The 7182-nt window shown below is 40.9% G+C and carries 7 protein-coding genes; 5 read left to right on the top strand and 2 right to left on the bottom strand.

Going from position 1 to position 7182, the window contains the following annotated elements; all coding sequences use genetic code 11:
• The first annotated feature begins 316 nt into the window (after positions 1 to 316).
• The 3 genes from BM213_RS13615 (at position 317) to BM213_RS13605 (ending at position 1369) form a co-directional block, all read left to right on the top strand.
• Positions 317 to 874: a GNAT family N-acetyltransferase gene (locus tag BM213_RS13615; protein ID WP_091705034.1), complete on the top strand. Its 558-nt coding sequence runs from the start codon at positions 317 to 319 to the stop codon at positions 872 to 874.
• A gap of 104 nt (positions 875 to 978) precedes the next feature.
• Positions 979 to 1107 carry a YfhE family protein gene (locus tag BM213_RS13610; RefSeq protein ID WP_077429964.1) on the top strand — a complete coding sequence of 43 codons (129 nt, stop codon included), beginning with the start codon at positions 979 to 981 and terminating at the stop codon, positions 1105 to 1107.
• 73 nt (positions 1108 to 1180) lie between these two features.
• Entirely contained in the window at positions 1181 to 1369 is a 189-nt protein-coding gene (locus BM213_RS13605) for a YfhD family protein (protein ID WP_091705031.1), read from the top strand.
• A 686-nt stretch (positions 1370 to 2055) separates the two neighbouring features.
• Here the strand turns inward: BM213_RS13605 and BM213_RS13600 are convergent.
• A complete protein-coding gene (locus BM213_RS13600; RefSeq protein ID WP_091705029.1) occupies positions 2056 to 3498 on the bottom strand; it encodes a protein adenylyltransferase SelO in 1443 nt (480 codons plus the stop codon).
• A 252-nt stretch (positions 3499 to 3750) separates the two neighbouring features.
• On the opposite strand from BM213_RS13600, the gene BM213_RS13595 reads away from it, so the two are divergent.
• Positions 3751 to 5106 (top strand): DNA cytosine methyltransferase, encoded by a 1356-nt coding sequence (locus BM213_RS13595; protein WP_244149303.1) that lies wholly within the window; start codon positions 3751 to 3753, stop codon positions 5104 to 5106.
• 23 nt (positions 5107 to 5129) lie between these two features.
• Here the strand turns inward: BM213_RS13595 and BM213_RS13590 are convergent, their stop codons facing one another.
• Positions 5130 to 5873 carry a PmeII family type II restriction endonuclease gene (locus tag BM213_RS13590; protein ID WP_021095850.1) on the bottom strand — a complete coding sequence of 248 codons (744 nt, stop codon included), beginning with the start codon at positions 5871 to 5873 and terminating at the stop codon, positions 5130 to 5132.
• Between the two features lie 230 nt (positions 5874 to 6103).
• On the opposite strand from BM213_RS13590, the gene hxlR reads away from it, so the two are divergent.
• Positions 6104 to 6469, top strand: a complete 366-nt coding sequence (hxlR, locus tag BM213_RS13585) for a transcriptional activator HxlR (protein ID WP_021095848.1) — start codon at positions 6104 to 6106, stop codon at positions 6467 to 6469.
• Positions 6470 to 7182: the final 713 nt, after the last annotated feature.

Genomic DNA, 7182 nt, shown 5'->3' with positions numbered 1-7182 from the left:
GCAGGGAATCATCAAAAAAAGGGATGTATGGATCATATATCCATAGAACTAACACCAAAATCAAAGTTGATTTCCAACCATCACGGATTCAGGTATTTATTTTTCACATCATTTCAAGTATGATATAAAAGGTTATATACAAAAAACTATATATGTATGCGATAGTAAGGGAAGGCAAATGGTGCGCCACCAGCAATGTGCTGGTTCTAGTGGGTTCGATTCCCACCCCGAAATTTTTTGATTTGCATAAATTAAAAAATTTCGAGGGTGGCTCGTTCCCTACGGTCGACTGCCCTCGTGAATGGAGGGAGATTCGATGTTAAAAAAACGCGAACTGCAAGATTGTCAAGCGTTATACGAGCTTATGGTGCACCCAGACGTCTTCCCTTTCGTGCGCCATAAAGCATATTCATATGAAGAATTTTTGTTCATCACAAAGCAAACAATTGAAGCGGAAGAACGGGGGGAACTGATCTCACGCACCATTTTAGATGAGTGGGGCAATCCGATTGGAACGATTAATTTATTTGACATTGAAGATGGCGCTGGCTTTTTAGGCACATGGCTCGGAAAACCGTATCATGGGAAAGGGTATAACCAACTTGCTAAAGATGCCTTCTTTAACGAACTGTTTTATGAGCGTTCCATCAATACGATCTTCATGCGCATTCGCAAAGTCAACGTCCGCTCCACAAAAGCTGCTGAAAAACTTCCTTACGTCACCCTTGCTAATGAAACGAGAAAACGGTTATGGGAAGAAATTAATCAAGGTGAAGACATATACAACCTATACGAAATTTCAAAGGATAACTATACGTTATATGCGATGCGCCAGCAAAAAGTCGATGATGAACAACAATTAAAAGAAGCGTAACCTGTTCGATGTGAACAGGTTTTTTTATTTGGATAATTTTTTATTTTTCTGTTCATAATGTTACATAATGTTAACGCTACATTTGAAAAAAGCGAGGGATACATATGTCTGACAAAAAGAAACGCGATAAAACAAAAAGTACGCTCTCGAGAGCACAAGAAGTGACCTATGCCCGCGACTTTAAGCGTGCCGATCAAGCTGGAGGATTCACCGCCAAGCACGCACGCCATTAACAACATTCTCCATTCATTTTTTTCTCTATTCGTCACATGCTAGTAGCGAAAAAATAACGAGGAGGCAATTCACATGGGACGTTCACGCGGTCAAAAGGCGCGCGATAAAAACAAGGCGACGATGCCACAAGTGCCGAAAACAATGAAATCAGACGGTTATGATGTCGAGTTTTCTGCCGAATTTGCTGATCATGAAGATTTAGAGGCGCAAGCACGCGCCGAAGCAGCTGGCATTCGCCAAAGTAAAAAGAGTAAATCTTAAGAGACGAAGAAGGTGTCCGAATGTCGGAACACCTTCTTTCCTAACCTCATAACTCATACTACACTCTAAACTTCGCCACTTCACTTCTTAATTTCTCGGCCATTTCAGCTAACGATGTAGCTGCGGACATGATTTCTTCACTATATGACTAAAACGGAAACTTTATATGATGTCAACTCCCGAACCAAGTTTTTAACTTTTTATCAAAAAATATTTTTCATTTTTTTGAACATTTTATTTGCGATATTAGTTAAATGTACGCTACACTACATATGTACAGATCAAAAAGTCCTTTTTTGCCTAGAAGGAGGATTATAATCATGAAAGCTGCAGTTGTGGAACAATTTAAAGAACCATTAAAAATTAAAGAAGTAGAAAAACCAACGATTTCATACGGTGAAGTGCTATATAGATGCAATTTGGAACTTTAACGTTTTCGTCTTTTATGGAGTAATCAGTATTTTTCGTCAGCCATAAGTCAAACCTTCCAGTTGTATTTATATAGTACGTCTTAAATGTCGAAGTACAGCCGCTTGAAAACATTAACGACGTATTTGATCGCATGTTAAAAGGGGAAATTAACGGCCGCGTCGTTTTAAAAGTAGATTAATAAAGAAGGCGTCTGTGGGCGCCTTCTTATTTTACTTCAACGGAAAATACTTGATGATCATGAAGCTCTTCCTTATTTACGTCCCACAAAACGTCCGATACGGCCGATCAGACGGCTCAGGAGGTATAGCATATTGTTCTTGTTCTTTCGTGTATGCATACGGATGTTGCAACGCATGAAGCAACTGCTCCATGACCGTATAATCCCCGCGTTCAACCGCCGCCGTCAGCGCTTCTTCGACCCGATAGTTGCGCGGAATGATCGCCGGGTTGTTTTGCCGCATTCGTTCATACATTTCATCTTTTGTTACGCCTTGACGGGCGATTCTTTCCTGCCAACGTGCATACCAATCACGAAACTGTTGTTCGCAAAAATTCCACTCGTCTAACGTTAATGAGCGAAACGTATTCGTATAGTCAACCCGATAAGTATACATAAGATGAAGCAACTCCCCAATAAGCTTTTTGTCTTCCTCCTCTTTCGTAAAAAGCCCGAGTTTTGCCCGCATCCCTTCTAGCCAATACGTTTCATACAATGCTGGAAATTGTTCAATGACTTTTTGCGCAAGCTCAATCGCTTTTTCCTCTTCGTCATGTAAAAGCGGTAGTACACTTTCTGCAAAACGGGCGATGTTCCATCCAGCGATATATGGCTGATTTCCGTACGCATACCGCCCTTGAGTATCAATCGAACTAAACACCGTCTTCAGATCGTATACGTCCATAAACGCACACGGTCCGTAATCAATCGTCTCTCCGCTAATCGTCATATTATCGGTGTTCATCACCCCATGAATAAACCCGGCCAATTGCCATTTCGCCACAAGTGCCGCCTGCTTTTTCATCACTTCTTCAAGTAAAAAAACATAGCGGTTGGACGCATGTTCCCCGTTCGGATAATGTCGCTTGATCGCATAGTCGGCTAACGCTTGCAATTCCTCTTTAGATAAAAAACGCGCCGCATATTGAAACGTCCCGACACGTACATGGCTCGCAGCCACGCGCGTCAAAATCGCTCCCGGAAGTTCCGTCTCTCGCATCACAACTTCCCCTGTCGTCACGACCGCTAAACTGCGCGTCGTTGGAATACGAAGCGCATGCATCGCCTCGCTAATGATATACTCACGAAGCATCGGTCCGAGCGCTGCACGTCCATCTCCCCCGCGCGAATACGGCGTCCGTCCCGACCCTTTCAGCTGAATATCGAACCGTTCTCCGTCTGGCGTCACATGTTCACCAAGTAAAATCGCTCGCCCGTCGCCAAGCATATTAAAATATCCGAACTGATGTCCGGCATACGCCTGCGCCAAAGGCTCCGCCCCGTCCGGCACACGATTTCCCGCAAACACCGCCACCCCATCCTCGCTCGCTAGCGCCTCCGCACATAGCCCAAGTTCCCCTGCCAGCGAACGGTTAAGCACGACAAGCTTTGGGTCACTGACAGGCGTCGGATATATTTTCGTAAAAAACCGCTCAGGCAAGCGGGCATAGCTATTGTCAAAATTCCAGTTCGCGTCCAACGTGCTTCCTCCCTTATGAAACGTTCAAATGATGGTTGTATGTATTAGTATATCCTATTTTCTTTCATCGTGCTGTGTGGGAATGCATGACGTCAATTTTGTTCGTTTAATTCGATAGTGAAAAATTGAAGATGAAACACGATACAACAAGCGAACAGTGCCTGGCACCATTAATTGACGGTCACCTTCTAATTATATATAATAACCACATAACAGTTAAAAAAATATTTTAACTTTTATGGGGGTATAAATTTGTATAGCATTAGTAAAGAAAAAGTTAGGAAGTATATGACGAAATCAGGAATTTCTACACAAAAAGAACTTGCGGAAAAGATGGGAATTAGTAAAAATCAATTATCTATGCTCCTTTCCCCTAATTTCAATCCTATCAAGTCAAATGCCTTAAAACTTTGCCATACACTTGGAGTAGAAATTGAAGATATCATTTATTCCGAGCAACTGGAGCTTGATTTAGGAGATATAGATACAAAAGCTGATGTTGAAACAGAAAATACCGTTAATGTTTTTCACTATGAAGGCTCTCATAGTGTAGAAGTGAGAGATATCGTTGCTGATAAACAGTACACAGCTGTTGAATTATTTGCAGGTGCTGGGGGGTTAGCCCTTGGGCTTGAAATGGCAGGTTTTCACTCCTTGGGGCTAGTAGAAATTGATAAATATGCTTGCCAAACATTAAGAAAAAATCGACCTCATTGGAACGTAATCGAAAAAGATATTATTGAAGTGGCTGAGCATGGAATAAAAAACTTTATCAATAACTGTCCAAACGATATCGATCTATTATCTGGAGGGTATCCTTGCCAGGCTTTTAGCTATGCAGGGAAAAAACTAGGGCTAAATGATGCAAGAGGAACGCTATTTTACTATTACGCAAAAATTCTGCAAGAACTGCAACCAAAAATGTTTTTAGCCGAAAATGTAAAGGGGCTTGTCAACCACGACAACGGAAAAACATTAGCAACCATGCTCTCCGTTTTTGAAGAAATAGGCTACAACGTTCAATGGAAAGTATTGAATGCTTTAGACTATGATGTAGCACAAAAAAGAGAACGAATATTCATTATAGGGATAAGAAAAGATTTAGTTGAAAAATATAGCGTTTCTTATCGTTTTCCTAAACCGTATGGATATACGCTGACATTAAGGGATGTCTTGCAAGATGTTCCTCCATCCGAGGGCGCTAAATACCCTGAAGAAAAGAGAAAAGTTCTTGAACTTGTTCCCCCTGGCGGTTATTGGAGAGATCTCCCAGAAGAAATCGCCAAACAGTACATGGGAAAAAGTTACTACTCAGGTGGCGGAAGAACCGGGATGGCGCGAAGATTGTCATGGGACGAACCATGCCTAACATTAACATGTTCTCCTGCCCAAAAACAAACGGAAAGATGCCATCCAGAAGAAACAAGGCCTTTTACTGTCAGAGAATATGCAAGAATACAAAGTTTCCCTGACGATTGGATATTTGATTGCTCGATGAACAATGCTTATAAACAGATTGGTAACGCTGTTCCCGTTCATATGGCTAAAGCTGTAGGTTTATCTATCGTAAAAGTTTTGAACGAAATTAACAAAAAGGGGAATGCCTAGGCATTCCCCTTTGCTTTATATTTCTAGCTATCGGCGTTCAACGTTTCCTCGATCTCTTTTGCGAGCTGTTCAATAATCTCTTCGATTAGCTTTGAAGAGTCAAATTCTGTTGCAACTTCCCCTATCGCATCTGTTAATCTTTGATAAAAGTTTTCAATCCCCGTAATTCTGTACCAAAACTCTTGTCCAACAATGACAGGATATTCTTGATTAATTTTTTGATAATGACCGCTTAACTGATCAGGTGTACCATAAAGAACACCAACGACTAAATCAGTGAAGCCAATATGAAGATTATTCGTCCTCGCAAGCCTTTTAACACCTGCAAAATGATTCTTTATCGTTTCTACATCGTCTTTATTAATGGTGTTGGGTCCTGCTTTTACTTGACAATATTTTCTTCTTCCATCTACTTTATCAATAAATTCAATGTCTATCCCTGCTGTAGTAGAAGCAAAGCTCCCCAGTACTTCACTACAAAATTTTTGGAGTTTATTCCCAAACGTTGTGTTAATAGATGTCCCCAATACTCTTGGATACACCAACGCCTTTGCAATGCTAACAGGATCGTCATTCCCTGTTAAAAATCTCGCTTTATACTTGTCTAAAAACGGGTTCAAATGGAACTCCTTTAATTTCTTCAACTTTTTTGTATTACGTATATGGCTAGAAGCGATTTCTTTCCTAAAAAATTCTTTCGCTCTTTCAATCATTTCGTTCGATTCTTCTTCACTCAATACATTTACATGTGACGTTTCTCCCGACATTTCCATCCCTCCTACAAACACCCTCTACTTTTATATTAACATTTCTACCCTCCAAAATGTGTTAAAGTAGCATCAATTTATTTGAGTTTTTGGCGAACAGTGCCAGGCACTGTTCGCCTTAATACTAGATGTTATAGGTGTAAATGAAATGTTTTGTAAATACATGCATTGTTATCATATAGTGATAAAAAGTATACTATTGGTTTATAATAGAGATGGAGGTGGAATAAATGGGACATGTTTGTGGCAAAATGTATAACTGTGAAAAAGAATTGACACTTGCTGTTATTGGCGGTAAATGGAAAATGCTTATTTTATGGCATCTAGGAAAAGGTGGGACGAAGCGGTTCGGCGAGCTAAAGGCTCTCATGCCGGGGATCACCCAACGAATGCTTGTTAACCAGCTGCGAGAACTGGAAGCAGACCTTATTGTTGAACGCAAAGTCTATCCAGTAGTTCCCCCAAAAGTAGAATATTCACTGACTGAACATGGAAAAAGTTTAATGCCGATTCTCGATGCTATGTATGAGTGGGGTAAAAATTATATGGAGACGGTCGTGAAGGGCCAAGTAAAAATCAATGAGTCCACCAAATAAAAAACGCTCTCTCCTTTAAAAGCTCGAAAACGGCCTTCTCATCTTCCTTTATTTCAATATCGTTATGTTTGTTTGCGGAAAGAATGTGTGTTTATTGGAGCACTAAATCTTGTAGAGGCATATAGTCATCAAAAAACGGGCAGCATCTTTATAAATGGTCTGCTGCCCATTTTTTACGTATATACATTGATGACTCTCCTCACTTAATTCTTTATATTCCTTTTTAGTATACTTTTTTACACTATGTTACATGAAAGTGTGTACTTGCTAAAGCGAATGATGTGCTTAATAATATCAAATATCATGGTTATTAGTAACATGAATGGGGTAAAATTTTTTAGACTGATGACAAAGAAAGGAGGAGGCTTGTCAACTACCCCACTTAGCTAACGCTTGAAGCGGGGGCTTGCAACTCCCCAGAAGTGCGAACGGACTTCGTCCTCCTTCCTTGACTTGGGGTTACATCAGGGGCAGGTTGACGACTACCCAACGACATAGGTCATGCCTATATCGCTACCGAGTGGCTCGGCATGTCTGTAGGCAGTACTTGACTTCCACGCACAACAGACGGATGTACGCTCGATGTTTTACGGTTGCAACGTTTCCTGCAACCAACTCCCTACATCGAGTAACGGGGATTGGAGTGCCTTGATTCAACGGTTTTCTCCACATTCTTATTCTATCATATACAAAAGAAAGGAGGAAGGGCGATT

The organism is Anoxybacillus pushchinoensis, assembly GCF_900111795.1.
GTDB lineage: Bacteria > Bacillota > Bacilli > Bacillales > Anoxybacillaceae > Anoxybacillus > Anoxybacillus pushchinoensis.
Note: the sequence above shows the minus strand (reverse complement) of the source record. Positions and strands in the feature narration are given on the sequence as shown.